The organism is Pseudoalteromonas sp. S408, assembly GCF_005886645.1.
GTDB lineage: Bacteria > Pseudomonadota > Gammaproteobacteria > Enterobacterales > Alteromonadaceae > Pseudoalteromonas.
On sequence record NZ_PNDY01000031.1, the window covers coordinates 1 to 17,242 of the forward strand.

The 17,242-nt window shown below is 40.2% G+C and carries 15 protein-coding genes; 8 read left to right on the top strand and 7 right to left on the bottom strand.

The features are described 5' to 3' along the window. The first annotated feature begins 171 nt into the window (after positions 1-171). The 8 genes from CWB62_RS16705 to nth all read left to right on the top strand — a co-directional run bounded on the left by CWB62_RS16705 (position 172) and on the right by nth (position 9,167). Positions 172-2,115 carry an EAL domain-containing protein gene (locus CWB62_RS16705; RefSeq protein ID WP_138529258.1) on the top strand — a complete coding sequence of 648 codons (1,944 nt, stop codon included), beginning with the start codon at positions 172-174 and terminating at the stop codon, positions 2,113-2,115. Between the two features lie 452 nt (positions 2,116-2,567). Beyond that, positions 2,568-3,149: an electron transport complex subunit RsxA gene (rsxA, locus tag CWB62_RS16710; RefSeq protein WP_008134172.1), complete on the top strand. Its 582-nt coding sequence runs from the start codon at positions 2,568-2,570 to the stop codon at positions 3,147-3,149. Between the two features lies 1 nt (position 3,150). After that, positions 3,151-3,705, top strand: coding sequence for an electron transport complex subunit RsxB (gene rsxB / locus CWB62_RS16715; protein ID WP_006794774.1), 555 nt, complete (start codon positions 3,151-3,153; stop codon positions 3,703-3,705). Positions 3,706-3,713: 8 nt separating this feature from the next. After that, positions 3,714-6,074, top strand: coding sequence for an electron transport complex subunit RsxC (gene rsxC / locus CWB62_RS16720; protein WP_138556287.1), 2,361 nt, complete (start codon positions 3,714-3,716; stop codon positions 6,072-6,074). Beyond that, positions 6,071-7,129 (top strand): electron transport complex subunit RsxD, encoded by a 1,059-nt coding sequence (rsxD, locus tag CWB62_RS16725; RefSeq protein WP_058404132.1) that lies wholly within the window; start codon positions 6,071-6,073, stop codon positions 7,127-7,129. Before rsxC ends, rsxD begins: the two co-directional genes overlap by 4 nt. Further along, positions 7,126-7,767, top strand: a complete 642-nt coding sequence (gene rsxG / locus CWB62_RS16730; protein WP_058404131.1) for an electron transport complex subunit RsxG — start codon at positions 7,126-7,128, stop codon at positions 7,765-7,767. The genes rsxD and rsxG overlap by 4 nt, the downstream gene beginning before the upstream one ends. Then, on the top strand, positions 7,764-8,462 hold the full coding sequence (locus CWB62_RS16735; RefSeq protein ID WP_058404130.1) for an electron transport complex subunit E: 699 nt from the start codon (positions 7,764-7,766) through the stop codon (positions 8,460-8,462). The genes rsxG and CWB62_RS16735 overlap by 4 nt, the downstream gene beginning before the upstream one ends. Before the next feature lie 42 nt (positions 8,463-8,504). Next, positions 8,505-9,167 (top strand): endonuclease III, encoded by a 663-nt coding sequence (nth, locus tag CWB62_RS16740; protein WP_138529262.1) that lies wholly within the window; start codon positions 8,505-8,507, stop codon positions 9,165-9,167. A gap of 363 nt (positions 9,168-9,530) precedes the next feature. Here nth and CWB62_RS18900 read toward each other — a convergent pair whose 3' ends face one another. From CWB62_RS18900 to CWB62_RS16775, 7 genes are all read right to left on the bottom strand, one after another. Further along, positions 9,531-9,746, bottom strand: a complete 216-nt coding sequence (locus tag CWB62_RS18900; protein ID WP_076916053.1) for a GDCCVxC domain-containing (seleno)protein — start codon at positions 9,744-9,746, stop codon at positions 9,531-9,533. After that, positions 9,734-10,123, bottom strand: a complete 390-nt coding sequence (gene merC / locus CWB62_RS16750; protein WP_024601094.1) for an organomercurial transporter MerC — start codon at positions 10,121-10,123, stop codon at positions 9,734-9,736. Before merC ends, CWB62_RS18900 begins: the two co-directional genes overlap by 13 nt. A 65-nt stretch (positions 10,124-10,188) precedes the next feature. Continuing rightward, positions 10,189-10,566 carry a MerR family transcriptional regulator gene (locus CWB62_RS16755; protein WP_010557530.1) on the bottom strand — a complete coding sequence of 126 codons (378 nt, stop codon included), beginning with the start codon at positions 10,564-10,566 and terminating at the stop codon, positions 10,189-10,191. Between the two features lie 394 nt (positions 10,567-10,960). Next, positions 10,961-14,161 carry an efflux RND transporter permease subunit gene (locus CWB62_RS16760; RefSeq protein ID WP_138529265.1) on the bottom strand — a complete coding sequence of 1,067 codons (3,201 nt, stop codon included), beginning with the start codon at positions 14,159-14,161 and terminating at the stop codon, positions 10,961-10,963. 11 nt (positions 14,162-14,172) lie between these two features. Continuing rightward, positions 14,173-15,429 carry an efflux RND transporter periplasmic adaptor subunit gene (locus tag CWB62_RS16765; protein ID WP_138529267.1) on the bottom strand — a complete coding sequence of 419 codons (1,257 nt, stop codon included), beginning with the start codon at positions 15,427-15,429 and terminating at the stop codon, positions 14,173-14,175. Positions 15,430-15,493: 64 nt separating this feature from the next. Then, complete coding sequence (locus CWB62_RS16770; protein ID WP_138529270.1) at positions 15,494-16,711, bottom strand: TolC family protein; 1,218 nt, start codon at positions 16,709-16,711, stop codon at positions 15,494-15,496. 83 nt (positions 16,712-16,794) lie between these two features. Further along, complete coding sequence (locus CWB62_RS16775; RefSeq protein ID WP_138529272.1) at positions 16,795-17,145, bottom strand: hypothetical protein; 351 nt, start codon at positions 17,143-17,145, stop codon at positions 16,795-16,797. Positions 17,146-17,242: the final 97 nt, after the last annotated feature.

The following is a 17,242-nucleotide window of genomic DNA, read 5'->3' on the forward strand; positions in this document are numbered from 1 at the left end:
AGTCGGGGAGGGGGAGCCAATTCTAAGAATTCCATAGACATTTATTACTATTTCCACTACTCTTCTACCCTAGAAATAAAACATTGATTAAAAACTATTAAATGTTGTATTTAGTCAAATAATCAAGGACTTGATTCCTTTCCTTCTGTAATACCTAAAAGATTGAAAAAAATGGCTGGATTTAAAAAACTTATTTTAATACAAATAATATCTTGGTTATTGTGTGTTGCAGCTGGAAGCTACTTTATTTCGGTCGGCTTTGACAATGCTGTTAGTGAAGCACAAAAAGATGCCCAGGTTACTGTAACTAAATATATAAACGAGCTTTCCATAGACGACATTTCTGCTGAAAACTTAAAAAAGTCAATTACTAACGGCAACACCTTTTCAAACTTTACGCTTAGAGATTACCAAGGCGCTGAAATATTTAGTATCAATTCGTCGTCAGAGCTACCAGCGTTCGCAGAGTTTATTCAGTCTCAATTTAATTCTTTACGCCCACAATTTGCAGTAAATGATGCGGCAGACGTCAAAGTAGAGTTTACACTCAACATCCGACAGTTAGCCGAACAAGTTCAAACCGCCCTCTTTATAGTTATACTTATTTCTGCCGTGTTGGTGATCATCCCTATTATTTTACTTAAGTCGATTTTTTATCAGCTTAATAAAAATATCAGCACCACCGTTTCTGATATTATTGATATATATATTAATCAAAACCAAATTGATAATGACCTGCAAACAGCCCTTGATAGCTCTAGCCTTAAAAAATTAGGCAAAGACTTGGTGCCCAGCTTTAATCGGTTATCGCATTTTTTAAAGTCGAAAAGCCAAGATATACAAAATGCAGCAATGAGCATAAAACAAGAAGCCTACAAAGATGTCATTACCTCTTTAGGTAACCGCAATATGTTTGTTGAGTATTACGAAAAACACATTGAAAATTGCGAGCAAAGTACGTTTGGTTCGTTAGCTATGGTGCGCTGTAGCGAGTTACAAGCAATTAACCAAAGCCGTGGCTACCAAAAAGGTGACGAGTACGTAAGGGGTGTTGCTGATATAATTAAACACTTAAGTGGTACTTATACAGGCAGCCAATTGTTTAGGCTAAACAGCTCAGACTTTGCAGTTATTTTACCTCACACCCCTCTTAAAGAAGCTGAGCGTTTTGGTGAAAACTTACAGTCTCGTTTTACTCAATATCAACAAAACCAAGAACTAAGCTCTGTGGCTAATACTGGCATTGTGGGTTATGAAAAAGGCAAACCATTAGGCGAGCTACTTTCGGTGGTTGATAACGCAATGAGTATGGCCCAGTCTAAACAAACTAATGCGTGGCATGTACAACGCGAAACCGACTTAGTTAATAATGTAAGCGCAGGCTTTGGTAATCAAAACTGGCGTAAAGTAATAAATGAAGTTATTGAGTCAAAACGTGTGCATTTAGTCATGCAAAATATAATGCCCCTAGGGAAAAGTATTAAGGCGTACGCCGAAATTCAGGTGAGGTTTAAAACTGAAGATAACCAAATGCTTCCTACAGCGTCGTTTTTAGCTATGGCCGAAAAACTCGATATGGCAATTGAAATTGACCGCCTTATTATTGATTCATCGCTTGAAAAAGTAAAAAGCCGTAATTTGTCTGAAAAGTTTTTTGGTTTAAATGTAACGGCCTCAAGTGCACATAACGACCAATTTGTTATTTGGTTAGAACGCCGCCTATTAAAAGACACTCACATAGCCTCTAAACTCATTTTTGAAGTAAGCGAATTTGGTTTACAACAAAACATTAAAGCCAGTAAGCGCTTTATTGATATGATTCACCGAGTAGGTGCACGTATTACTGTTGAGCGATTTGGTGTTGGTTTAACGTCGTTCAAATTTTTCCGAGACCTAAAGCCTGACTTTATAAAAATGGATGCCAGTTACACTCGCGGCTTAGAGGACGACAAAAACAATCAATACTTTATGCGTTTAATGGTAGACTTAGCACACAGAATTGGGGTGAGTGTATTCGCCGAAGGTGTAGAGAGCCAAGAAGAAAAACACATAATAGAAACTTTGTGTTTAGATGGCGTACAAGGCTATTACATAGAAAAACCGAAAGATATTTAATCCCTCATTAAAAAGAGAGCACTCGTTGCTCTTTTTTGTTTTTGTAACCACTTTAATTAACACCTACCCTATTTATAGCAATAACTTACATTAACGTACTTGATGTAGCGACCTATTTGGGGGCAATTAAATCTGGCCTACATTTAGCCAAATCATTTCATGTAATAACTCACTATTGAAAGTTTAAAGCGGTTAACCTTAGGTTTAACCCTTCAAATTGATCAAGTATTTTGCTTATCAGTATTGGCCTATTGTGATCATTATGACTCTTGAATTAGTATCGATAAAGTCATCTTGTTAGAGCAAAAAACACATCTACATCATCGTATTATTACATCAGTACTGCTGCTGGTTAATTTAATAGTGATTATTTAAATGATAATCACTGCACATGTTGTTAATCAGGGCAGAAAAAAGGATAATACACGGGATTTTAAAAGCGCGAGGCTCGCATGACTGAATATGTATTGTTATTGATTGGAACCGTTCTAGTTAATAACTTTGTGTTAGTACAATTTTTAGGCTTATGTCCATTTATGGGTGTATCGGGGAAACTTGATACGGCAATTGGCATGTCTTTAGCTACCACCTTTGTACTCACACTTGCTTCAGTAACTAGTTACTTGGTGAACCAGTATATTTTAATCCCTTTGGATATAGAATTTTTACGCACCATGAGCTTTATACTAGTGATTGCTGTTGTGGTGCAATTTACCGAAATGGTGGTGCGTAAAACCAGCCCTACCCTTTATCGTTTACTCGGCATTTTTTTACCACTTATTACTACCAACTGTGCCGTACTAGGTGTTGCTTTGCTTAATATAAAAGAAGATCACTCTTTTTTACAATCAGCTGTATACGGTTTTGGCGCTGCTGTTGGATTTTCGTTGGTGCTAGTATTATTTGCAGCACTTCGTGAACGCCTTGCCGCTGCTGATGTACCAACACCTTTTAAAGGTGCCTCAATTGCTATGATAACCGCCGGTTTGATGTCAATGGCGTTTATGGGTTTTACCGGATTAGTGAAATTTTAATATGACCTTGTTTTATGCCTTAATTGCGCTTGGCTCACTCGCGCTGGTTTTTGGGTTAATTTTAGGCTTTGCTGCAATACGCTTTCGCGTAGAAAGTAACCCTATTGTAGAGCAAATTGATACCATTTTACCACAAACACAATGTGGCCAATGTGGGTACCCGGGATGTCGCCCCTATGCTGAAGCCATCGCTAACGGCGATGAAATTAATAAGTGCCCGCCTGGCGGTGAAGCCACAATGAAAAAGCTTGCTGGCCTAATGGGCGTTGATGAAAAGCCACTGGCCGGCGGAGAGCAAGCCGAACCAATTAAAACCGTTGCATACATACGTGAAGATGAATGTATTGGCTGCACAAAATGTATTCAAGCATGCCCTGTAGACGCCATTGTCGGTGCTACTCGCCAAATGCATACCGTTTTAATCGACGAATGCACTGGTTGCGATTTATGTGTTGAGCCCTGCCCTGTAGATTGTATTGATATGCTGCCGGTTGCTGAAACAAAACAAAACTGGAAATGGCAGTTAGATGCTATTCCTGTTACCCAAATAGATTAGAGGTTTGAGTGGATAAGTTACTTGAACAAATACAAAAAGGCACCGTTTGGCAATTTCCAGGCGGCGTGCATCCACCACAGCAAAAATCACTTTCTAACGGTGCAGATATTGCTCGCCTTCCTCTGCCTGACAAACTTGTGGTTGCGCTAAAGCAACACATTGGCGCCAACGGTAAATTACTTGTAGAAAAAGGCCAACGTGTACTTAAAGGCCAAGCATTAACAGAACCCGTTGCTAACTGGTCTGTACCAGTACATGCTCCTAGCTCGGGTATTATTACAGAAATAGCACCTAAACCTTCAGCTCACCCGTCTGCACTACCTGAGTTGAGTATCGTTATTGAGCCTGATGGTAAAGACGAATGGTGCACACTTAAGCCTGTAAACGAGCCAAAATCACTTACTCACCAAGAACTTGTAGATATCATTCATCAAGCGGGTATTAGTGGTATGGGGGGCGCAGGTTTTCCTACTTATATAAAAGCCGATACTAAACAATCTATCGACTTCTTTATTGTTAACGCTGTTGAATGTGAACCATACATAACCGCCGACGACACGCTCATGCGTGAGCACGCTGCAGAAATTATCCAAGGGGTTGAATTAATGCAGCAACTGTTAAATCCAACAGTTTGCATTGTGGGTATAGAAGACAATAAGCCAGAAGCTATTGCAGCAATGACTAAAGCGGCTGAACATAACAATAAAATTATTGTTCAAACCGTGCCAACAGTTTACCCCTCAGGTGGCGAAAAACAACTTATAAAATTGCTAACTAACCGTGAAGTACCCAGTATGGGGATACCTGCTGATATTGGTGTACTTATGCATAACACGGGTACACTTTATGCTGTGCAGCAAGCTGTTTACGAAGGCAAGCCACTTATAGAACGAGTGGTGACCGTAACGGGTAACACCATACACAAACCGGGTAATGTATGGGCTTTATTAGGCACAGAAATAAAACACTTGCTCGATTGCCAAGGCTTTTCACCAGTCCCACAGCAACGCGTTGTAATGGGCGGCCCAATGATGGGCTTTACATTACCCACCGTGCGTATTGGTGTCATTAAAACGACAAACTGTATTTTAGCGCCCGACCACAAAGAACTTGCAGAGCCAGGCCCTGAAAAAGCCTGTATACGTTGTAGTGCCTGCGCAGACGCCTGCCCAGCTTCGTTATTACCCCAACAACTACAGTGGTTTGCAAAGTCTAAAGAGTACGACAAACTCCAAGAGCATAACTTGTTTGATTGTATTGAATGTGGAGCCTGTGCATATGTTTGCCCGAGTGAGATCCCGCTTGTTCAATACTACCGCGTAGCCAAAGTTGAAATAAAAGAACAACAAGCTGAAAAAATAAAAGCTGATAGAGCAAAAGAGCGTTTCGATGCACGTAAAGAACGCTTAGACCGTGAGCAAGAAGAGCGTAAAAACCGCCATAAGCGTAAGCCACCAGCTAAGTCTGATGATGAAAAGCAAAAAGTAGCCGATGCACTTGCTCGAGTTAAAAATAAATCGAGCAATGGCAATGAAAAGTCAGCAGTCGCTGCGGCCATAGCTCGCGCTAAAGCAAAAAAACGTGAAGGTCAAAACTCAGAGATTGAGCCAGATAATAGTGAAGTAGCTAAAGAGCGAGCACTGCGTAAAGAGCAAGCTCGCAAATACAAAGAACAAAAAGAGCATTCTGAAGATACAGCGCCCCTTGATGACAAAAAGTCTGCAGTCGCCGCCGCGATTGCACGCGCTAAAGCTAAAAAAGCGGCACAATCACAAGATGGACAAGCTAATACCAATGATACTGAAACAGCCATGCCTGTTGATGATAAAAAGGCGGCTGTAGCCGCTGCGATTGCCCGTGCTAAAGCTAAAAAGGCTGTAAAAGCCACCGAGACGCAAAACGAATCTGAAAAGCACCCAGATGCAGACGCACCGGTTGATGACAAAAAAGCGGCTGTAGCCGCTGCCATTACCCGTGCTAAAGCTAAAAAGGCTGTAAAAACCACCGAGACTCAAAACGAATCTGAAAAGCATGCCGATACAGACGCACCGGTTGATGACAAAAAAGCGGCAGTAGCCGCCGCCATTGCCCGTGCTAAAGCTAAAAAGGCTGCAAAAGCCGCAGAGACGCAAAACGAACCTGAAAAGCATGCAAATACTGACACACCGGTTGATGACAAAAAAGCGGCTGTAGCCGCTGCCATTGCTCGTGCTAAAGCTAAAAAGGCTGCAAAAGCCGCTGAAACGCACAACGAAACAGAAGAGCAACCAGCACAAACAAGTGAAGATAAGAAAAAAGCCGCTATTGCCGCCGCCGTTGCTCGTGCCAAAGCAAAAAAGTTACAAAAAGAAGGAAATGATCAGTCATGAAATTAACCATGGCCAGTTCGCCGCATAATCATAGCCATAAATCGGTTACTCGGTTAATGCTAACCGTTATTGCTGCGTGTATTCCTGGACTTGTTGCCCAAATACTTTTTTTTGGTAGCGGCGTACTTATTCAGCTTGTACTCGCTTTAGTGGCAGTCACTGTTTTTGAAGCTGCAGTAATGCTGATACGTAAGCGAGCAGTATGGCCAGCACTCAGTGATGGTAGTGCATGGTTAACCGCCGTTTTATTAGCCCTAAGCATACCGCCATTAGCACCTTGGTGGATTGTAATTATTGGTTGTTTATTTTCCATTGTTATTGTTAAGCAACTTTATGGTGGTCTTGGGTTTAACTTATTTAACCCAGCAATGGCAGCTTATGTTTTACTCCTCGTGTCGTTTCCTGTGCAAATGACAGCGTGGTTACCTGTAACAGATCTAGCCAATAATCCCATAGGCTTTACAGAACAACTACGTCTTATATTCACGGACTTTACCTCTATTGGTTACAGTTTAGACCAAGTACGTGCTGGTATAGATGGCACTACAATGGCAACGCCCCTAGACATGATTAAAACAGATGTAGCTCATGGTTTAACAGTGAGCGAAAGCATGCAAAAGCCTATTTTTAACGAATGGGCAGGCCAAGGTTGGATGTGGGTTAACCTTGGCTTTTTAGCTGGCGGCTTGTATTTACTAAAAGAAAAAGTAATTAACTGGCATATTCCTGTCAGTTTTATTGGCAGCTTAGCTTTATGCAGTGCAATTGGTTACATAGCAGCGCCTGGCACAGAGCCGGGTACGGTATTTCACTTATTAAGTGGCGCAACTATGATGGGTGCCTTTTTTATTGCAACAGACCCCGTGTCGGCCTCAACCACAAATAAAGGTCGCTTGATTTACGGCGCACTAATTGGGTTATTTGTTTATTTAATTCGTACATTTGGCGGTTTCCCTGATGCGGTTGCCTTTGCAGTACTTCTGCTAAATATTGCCGTACCCCTTATTGACTATTACACACAGCCACGTACTTATGGCCATGGAGCGGTAAAATGATTGTTTCATCTATGGCAAAAAATGGCGCTATTTTAACCGCCTTTGCCCTGGTAACTACCGGGCTAGTGGCAACTATTGATGCATTAACAGCTGATAAAATTGCAGAGCAAGAGCAACTATATCTCACATCACAATTGCACGAAGTACTTGATCCAACTACCTACGACAATGACTTATCCAAAGACTGTATCGTTATTACGGATGAGCGGCTAGGGCCATACAATACGCAAGTTATTTACCGAGCACGAAAAAATAACCAACCCGTCGCCCTCGTTGTTAGGCATGTAACACCAAACGGATATAGCGGTGATATAAAGCTGTTAACCGCCATATTACGCGATGGAACCATAGCAGGTGTGCGTACGACTAAACACGAAGAAACACCGGGATTAGGCGATAAAATAGAAGTTAAAAAGTCATCATGGATCACCACATTTAAAGGCTTAACGGTGCACAGTGAAGACGATAACCGCTGGGCTGTAAAAAAAGACGGCGGCCAATTTGATCAATTCACTGGAGCAACTATTACACCTCGTGCAGTTGTAAATTCAGTTAAAAACGCCGTATTATTTGCGCAAAATGAGTTTGATACTATTTTTACAACCCCAAGTAGTCGGTGTGAAGAGGTAACGCAATGAGTGAATTAAAAACACTGTATAAAGATGGAATGTGGGTAAACAACCCTGCGCTTGTACAACTTTTAGGGCTTTGCCCGTTGCTTGCTGTAACGTCAACGGTTACCAACGCACTAGGCTTGGGGCTTGCAACACTTCTGGTATTAATTGGATCTAATGTTAGCGTATCAATTGTAAGAAACTGGGTACCAAAAGATATTCGTATCCCTGTTTTTGTCATGATCATTGCAGGCTTTGTAACCATCGTTCAGTTACTGATGAACGCCTACACATTTGGGCTTTATCAATCGCTGGGCATATTTATTCCACTAATTGTAACTAACTGCGCAATTATAGGCCGCGCCGAAGCGTACGCCTCAAAAAATCCAATTCATTTATCTGCCTTTGACGGATTAATGATGGGACTTGGATTTATGCTTGTACTCGTTGTACTGGGTGCGATGCGAGAACTTATAGGCCAAGGTACGTTATTCGACAGCGCCGATTTATTACTTGGCCCTTGGGCACAAAGCTTACGCATTGAAGTGTTTAACTTTGACAATCAGTTTTTGCTTGCTATTTTACCACCTGGCGCATTTTTGGGGCTTGGGTTACTCATAGCCGCTAAAAATATGATTGATGCACAAATAAAATCAAAACAAACTGCACCACCAGAAGCCGAAAAAGGCCCTCGTGCACGTGTTACCAGCTTAACTTAAGGGGAAACGTACTACTTTCAATAGTAAGTACGTTTAAGTTATATGAATAAAGAAAAACGCTATCAAATACTTACACGCTTACGCGATAACAACCCAAACCCAGAAACAGAACTTGAATACTCAAGTCCGTTTGAGTTGCTTGTTGCTGTTACACTTTCAGCACAAGCTACCGATGTTGGTGTTAACAAAGCCACCCGAAAACTATTCCCTGTAGCAAATACACCACAAGCTATATTAGATATTGGCCATGATACACTTCGCGATTACATAAAAACCATTGGTCTATTTAATTCAAAAGCTGCCAATGTTTATAAAATGTGCCAAATACTGGTTGATCAACATAACAGCATCGTACCTGAAAACCGAGAAGCGCTAGAGGCCCTACCCGGTGTTGGTCGAAAAACAGCAAACGTTGTACTCAACACAGCCTTTGGCTGGCTAAAGGATAATGAAGGTAGATACTTTTTAGCAGTAGATACTCACATCCAACGTCTTGCAAACCGTTCGGGTTACGCTAAAGGTAAAACTGTTGAGCAGACAGAACAGGCCATAATTAAAAATACGCCAAATAAAAAAGAGTTTATGTTTAACCTCCATCATTGGTTTATTTTACATGGGCGCTATACGTGTACAGCGAGAAAACCAAAATGTGGAAGCTGTATAATCGAGGATTTGTGTGACTATAAAGAGAAAACTGAGTCATAGCTAAGAGTAGTTACTTTTTAGTTAGTATAAACCTTTTAACAGCCACATTTTTTAGTTTCCATTTAATAAGTTGGCTATTTGGTTCTCATATGAGCCTTTATTAGGCCAGCACCAGTTAAATTGAAAATTTGCGTTAACTTAAGAATAATTTGAATTTAAGCAAGGTGTTGCAATTAGATTATGATTTATTAATTAGAGCCCAGCTTAAAACTAAAATTTAAATACAGAATTCATTGGAAGCTATTTCTGGTTTGTGCCAAAAGCAGCCCTTGAGTGACTTAGTGATAAAGGCTGCAATGATACGATTGCTGACATTTCACTATTTCTTTTTATGCCTTCTCATTGCCATTAATAGACTGTCATTTAGCTATCGCAACAACTTTGACCTTCTTGAATTGGCGGGCATTTCACTGTTCCATAAGAGCAATATACGCAACAATCGCCTTTCAAAGGCTTTAGGAGAACTTTGCAAGATTCACATTCATAATACCACTGGCAAGCGTTGGTTGGCATTTCTTCAGTTTTACTGAAGCCACACTCAGGGCAAGTAATGGTAGAATTTAACTCTATACTTTGCATGTTTGCTCCTTCAAAGGTTTAACAATGTCTAATACGGACATTACAATCATCAAACAAATACCTACATAAAACAAATAAGTGCTCCATTCGTATTGCCATAGTGGATAGAGGGTTAACAAAACCGCTATAGGGCCAATAACCCCAAGAATACCTCTCGCATGATTTTGGTTTTTATACCAGTTATACAAATTTACCAACAATGCCAGAGTTGCAAATATAGGTAACAAGGTATTTACAGCAATTCCCTCAAAGTGAGAGAGAAAGCCTAATCCTAATGCTGATGCTAACGAGCCGAGTGCGGGGAAGCACCCCGTACAACTAAGAGCCGCAAGCCAAACACCACCTGAGCTAACTTTATCTAAAATCTTATTAATCATTTTTAACGTCTAACATTATTTGAATGATTTGAGTATGAACTCCGTAGGTAGGTACGGAGTCAATACTATTTTAGCGAATCGATTATTGGGCAGTGGGATTGATCGTTATTGTTGCGGCATGAATTAGTCATTTCTTTTATGACGACTTCTAAGCGTTGAAGGTCAGCTATCTTATTTTGAATTACGTTCAATTTCAGCAAGCCTAGGGATTCTACTTTGGCACAATCGCCATCCATTGACATCAATGAAGCCACTTCTTTTAGAGTAAAGCCAAGTGCTTTGGCCTTACAGATGAATTGTAATTGTTTGGTGATTGAGTCGTCATAGACACGATAACCATTTTGAGGTTTTTGAGGCTGTTTTATCAAGCCTTCCCGCTCATAAAACCGTATAGTTTCTACGCCTATATCAAGTTCTTTAGCCAACTTGCCTATTGTTTTCATCGTCCAACCATAAAATCAACTTTAATCATGACATTAGTATATCAATACGAAGTAAAATTGCTCGAACTACAATGACTGGTTTTCGCTCTTTTGAGGCATTCGCCTCAACACGTTTTGGGGCAAAGGTGAGTTATATTGATAAATCGTCGATGGACATAAATGAGTTAGAGCCGAAGGACGGCTCTGTGCCATAAGCCGACCTTGAGACACATAAAGATTAAGACTGCAAAGATACGAAAGCGGAAGTTAGCTTTGGCCTGTTTAACGACAAATATTCCGACAAAGCAGTCATGACTATTAGTTTATTGTTAAATCTAATCTTTCTTTTCGTTCATCTACTCAATAACCCCACGCTAAACGTGACTTTAGCGTGGGGTTAGAGTTCACAGTCATTTTATCTGGATAGCTCTTTTATTTTTTTCTCTGAAAACCAGCGATATAAAACAGGTAAAACAAATAATGTTAACAGTGTTGCTGTTACCAAGCCGCCAACAATAACACTCGCTAATGGGCGCTGTATTTCTGCACCAACACCATTAGACATTAACATCGGTATCAAACCTAAAGCTGATGTTATAGCAGTCATAAGTACAGGTCTTAATCTTGAAGTAGCGCCTTCAAAAACGGCTTTAGATGCTTCTAGACCGTCTTTAATACGTTGGTTGATACTTTCTACCATAACGACCCCATTCAATACCGCTACACCAAATAAGGTAATAAAGCCAACGGAGCTTGGTACGGATAGATATTGTCCTGATATGTACAAAGAAAATACGCCACCAATAACGGCAAGTGGCACATTAACTAAAATCAGCATAGCTTGACCAAGGGAGCTAAAAGCAAAGTAAAGTAACAATGCAATTAGCGCTAAAGATAAAGGTACAACGATAGCTAGTCTTTTTTGAGCACGCTGTTGGCTTTCGAATTGTCCACCTATTGCTACCGAGTAGCCTGAAGGTAGGTCAACTTTCTCAGCAATAACTTTTCTGATGTCGGCTACTACACTACCCATATCTCTATTCTGAACGTTTGCTTGAATAACGACACGCCTTTGAACATCATCGCGCCTTACTTGAGGAGGACCTGATTCAAATGAGACTGAGGCTACGTCACCCAGTCGCACCCAAGCACCAGTAGGTGATTGAAGCCGAATATCAGCAATAGCTTCTTTGTTACTTCGGTACTCTTCCTCTATGCGAACGTAAATATCATAACGTTCATTACCATTGATTATTTGTCCAGCTTCAACCCCTCCAATACCATCTCGCACAACTTCCATTATATCAACAACTGAAAGTCCAAAGCGCGATAGCTCTTGCCTATTAGGTTTTACGACAAGTTGCGCTTCACCTGCAATTTGCTCAAGAGCAACATCTCTTGCACCATCAACACTCTTTATAGCCGCTTCGATCTCTTGTCCTTTAGCTGCTAAAACGTCTAACTCAGGGCCAAATAACTTTATCGCCAACTGAGCTTTTACGCCAGATAGTAACTCATCAACACGAGTCGCAATAGGTTGAGAAAAGTTTAGTAGTAAGCCAGGAAACTCCTCTAAAGATCTCTCCATTTTCCCTTGAAGTTCATATCGATTAGATGCACTGGTCCACTCAGAAACAGGCTTCAACCCTATGTAAATTTCTATGTTATTCACAGGCTCTGGATCTCCACCTATTTCGGCTCGACCAATTCGGCTTAATGCATAGGTTACTTCAGGAAAAGCCATTAGTTTTTCTTCTAGAATTGGTGCCACAGTGAGCGCGGTATCTAAACTGGAAGAAGGTGCCAGCGTTGCTCTTAAGTTTATCGTCCCTTCTTCTAACTCAGGTACAAATTCAGTACCAATTAATGGAACTAATGCAAAGGCAGAGAAAACTAATATAAGTGCGGCTGAAATGACTAACTTGGTGCGTTTTAGTGCGAATGTAAGCCCTTTTCTGTAGAGTTTGTCTAATGGCCTAAGAACAAAGCTTTCCCTCTCTTTTACACCTGACTTAAATAAATAAGTTGCCAGTGCAGGTACGATAAACAACGCAACCACAATCGCAGATACAACGGCTAAGATGATGCTTATTGCCATAGGTTGGAATAACTTTGCTTCAACCCCTTCAAAGCTGAACAATGGCGCAAATACGACTAAAATAATCGAGGCAGCAAAAAAGACGGGACGAGCCACTTCTTTACCTGCATTTTGCAGACGTAATTTAATGCCGTGCTCATCGTGTTCTACATCGTGCGGATCTGCGTCAGAAGTTGGAACACGTTCCTTTACCGATTTCGAATGTGTCGCGTCAGGTCTATTTAAATGTTTAAACATATTTTCAACCATAACCACTGAGCCATCTACAAGCATACCAATAGCGACCGCTATGCCACCCAGTGACATAAGGTTTGCAGAAATGCCCCACCAAGCCATGATCATTAACGCGATACCAATTGAAATTGGAATAGATATTAGGACAAGGAAGGTTGCACGTAAATTCATTAAAAATAGTGCTAATACAATACAGATGAAAATAAATGCTAGTAATAGTGCATCAACCACTGTATTTACCGCTTTTTCAATCAAATCAGCCTGATCATAAAAAGGCTCAAAGCGAACACCTTTTGGCAATGCTTGATTAATTAATGGAATTCTTGCATTGATACCATCAATGGTGGCTTTAGTATTTGAACCCATGCGTTTTAAGACAATGCCAGAGACAACTTCGCCTAAATTTTCGACTTTACCGTCTTCGGTTTTGCGCGTCATGGTGACAGCACCTTGACGAATTTCACTGCCCATTTCAACTTTAGCAATATCTGAAACCGTAACAACCGTACCATCTACTGTTTTAACGGGAACTTGTTTGATATTACTGATGCCAGCCTCACCACTCTCAAACCAGCCTGTGCCTCTAATCACAAGCTGCTCTTGCCCACGGTTCATGTACCATCCGCCAACATTCGCATTGTTGTTATCTAGGGCACCAACAACGTCTTCTTGCGTTAGTTCATATGCTAAGAGCTTAGATGGATCGACATTGACTTGGTATTGCCTAACATTACCACCAAAGGAGAGTACATCAGTAACACCATCGACAGGCATAACGAGTAATTTTACTACCCAATCATTGAGACTCCTGAGTGCCATAGCATCATAACCTGCACCTTTATCTGAAATAAGAAGATACTGAAATACTTGGCCCAGCCCAGAGGTGTTTGGTCCCATTTCGGGTGTGCCGACACCTTCTGGTATCAGTTCTTTTGCGGCTTGAAGACGCTCAAATACGAGTTGTCTTGCAAAGTAAATGTCGGTGCCTTCTTTGAAAACAACCGTAACGCCAGACAAGCCTGTTTTAGAAATTGAGCGCACTTGTTCTACATCAGGTAGGGCATACATTACCGCTTCAATGGGGTACGTAATGAGTTGTTCAACTTCTTCAGCAGCCAGTCCTGGCGCTTCAGTATTTACAGCAACTTGAACATTAGTAACATCAGGAAAGGCATCCAAATTTAATTTTGGGATCACCATAACTGCACCAACCATAGTGGCAAACAGCGCAATCAAAATCAGGAGTCTATTATTAACAGACCAATCTATTATTTTATTAAACATAGTCTTGCTCCCTAGTGGTTGTGCGGATCAAATCCGCCTTTAGCGATTTCAGACGCAACAAAAAATGCGCCTTTAGTTACAATTCGCGTTCCACTATCAAGGCCAATGATTTCTCTAAAACCACCTAAGGCTCGGCCTAGTTCTATTTCTACAGCTTTAAATTCTCCAGGGTGGTCTTCGACAAATACTGTCCAATCACCATCTGCGCTGCGGATCAATGCTTCTTCTGGCACAGCCATCACTTTCTGCTTTGTGGCAAACTGAAAGTAAACTTTTACAAACATGCCTGAATGAAGATTATCATCCGAATTATCTACTCCTAACCTAATAATTCGAGTACGAGTAATAGGGTCAATTGTATGGGCTTCTTGGATAACTTTGGCATTGTAACTCTGGCCTTCTAATTTAAGTACCGCAGGAGAATCAATTGATAAATTCAGCTTTTTATTTGGAGAAACTTTTGCTTCAACCCATAGTTGTTTTTCATCTGCTAACAACATTACTGAATCCCCAGCATCAACACGTTGCCCTTGGATAAAGTCGTCTTGAAGCACGACACCTTCACGGTGCGCCGTTAATGCATATTGTCCAAATGCTTTAATGTCTTTGTTAGAAATACCATTTATTGCTTTTTCAGTTAACCCTAAAGCAATGAGCTTGCCATAGCTCGCATTGTATGTTGTTTCAGCTTGTAATAATCGACTTTCACTCACCGTCTTATTACCCAGCTTTTTTACACGTTGCCATTCGGTTGAAGCGATTAAATAGTCAGCTTGTGCTTGTGCCATTGCTTCACTAAATAATGTAACTAACTTCTGACCTATTTCTACATACTCGCCAAGCGCTGCATGGCGACTGATAATGACTGACTCTGTACGTGGTGATACCACATAACTTTTATAGCCATTAGCTTTTATTTCGCCAGGTGCATATACGGAGCTAAATTGATATTCAGGCTTAACACTTTCCACTTTAATGTTAGCAAGCGACATCTTCTTTGGATCAATAGTGATACCTTCTTCATGTTCTTCTTCTCCCTCTTTATTACCACCTTCATGGCCGTGCTCGTCATGGTCACCTTTATCTTCTTCATGTCCCTTTTCGTGTTCATGCTCATCTTGATGTTCTTTTTCTTCTTGTTTCGAAACGTTTGTGACAGAACCAGTTCCATCTGACGACTGTGCAAAAGCGTCATGATTTGTAGTAAACCCAACTAACAGGCTGCTAATTACTACGGCTAATAATTTTTTACTAAATATTGTATTCATTTTTTTAACCTATATTTTTGATAAATTTAAGATTTCGTTTTTCGCTACTGAAAAAATAAAGCGTTCAAATCTCAAATTTTGATAACTGACCCATACTTAAAACGAAGGATATTTCTGCAAGCTTGAATTGATTTTCCAAACGTATTCCTGCATGAAGCCCTTCCGCGCGTTGATTTAATGCAAGTAGGTAGTCAGACGTATTAATGTCACCAGCTTCCCAGCGCTTATTTAATAAATTCGCACTGCTATCTAATCTGCCTTGTGTGAGTTTTCGCCATTGCTCATAGTATTTTTTACTGATATTAAGCGATTCATATTTAGCTTTTGCTTCAAAAGACTGCTTTCGATATACCGACCGAAAGTTCGCCTCGGCTGCAATTGCTTCTGAATAAGCGGCTTTAACCGTATCTGAATAGTTATTCCTGATGTTTAAAGGAATTGATAAAGTCACACCAACCAAGTCTTCATCTCCACTTTTCCCTGCGCTAACGCCAATGGTTGGATTAGCTTTAGATTCCATAGTGGTTAGCTGAGCCTTAGATTGTTGCCCCTTCCATTGCGCTCTAGCGAGTTTAACTTTTGGATGATCCTCAACCCACTGGGAGTTAAATGAATAGCTTGTTGCCCCAAAAGTAAATGAAAACAAATTTGTAGTATTAGGCGTCCAATCAGGCAATAACTCCTGAACCTTTACCTCTGCATTTTTCAAAGCAATTTGAGACTCAGATATTTCACTGAAAATTTGGGACAAGTTTAAATAGACCAATTCAGCGTCAAGTGGCTCTAAAAGTCCGGCTTTTCGCTTATCTTCAACAATGCCAAAGAGCGTTTGCAATTGCTCTTCTCTTTCTGAAAGTAACTGAGCAGCTTCTTTTGCTGCTTGCCAATTAACTAATGCAGTTAAAGCGTTAGCCTTTTTAGAATCGAGTAAAGATAACAATTGTTGCTGGTTTACATAGACATCAATTTCACCAATGCTTTTATTTGCTGATTGCTTATCCCAAAAATCTATCGTTTGGCTGATACCAATGGAGTAATTATCAAAATCACCTTCTTTTTCATAACTAGCTTCTAGCTCTGGGTTATAAACGGCTTGAGTTAAACCTTTGGCTCTATGACTACTTGCATTGAGTAACTCTTTCGCTGCTATAACTTCGGGATCTTTATTTATTTGACTATCTAGCCATGAAATATTTTTCTCTTTGCCATAACTGGCAGCTGAAAAACTCACAACCATGCATAAAGACAGGACTAAACCTGTATTTTTTAAATATATATACATAAAAATTCTTAATTTTAAAATTAATAAACACGAACCCTTTATCCATTATTAAAGGATAAATAGGTCATTAAAAATTAATCTAATTAAGAAATAGGCGGACGAAGTATAGCTTCAAGAAAGGTACTTGTTTGATCAATTTGATAAGGCGTTTTATTGATAATATTTAGCTTACCATCGACATTGGAATTACTGACTAAAATCCAAGATAAGTGGCTGCCACTGCAATGACCACAGTGATGACAATCCTTTACATCGTGCTGTTCATCATCTGTATTATCATTTAAAATATTTCGATCATCTGCATGATCATGTTGAGTTTGAAGGTGCTCTATATCTACCTGGTGATTCTCAGATGTTGCGGATACAACAGCAGTTAACGATTGCAAAACAATCGAAACGACTAATAGTATTTTTAGTACAACATTAAGGTTCAAAGTTATCACCAGTTAAATATAGTATTTAAAATACTAGCAGAAACTATTTACTTAAACTAGCATTTCCAGTCAGTTTCTACTCTTTTCACATTAAATG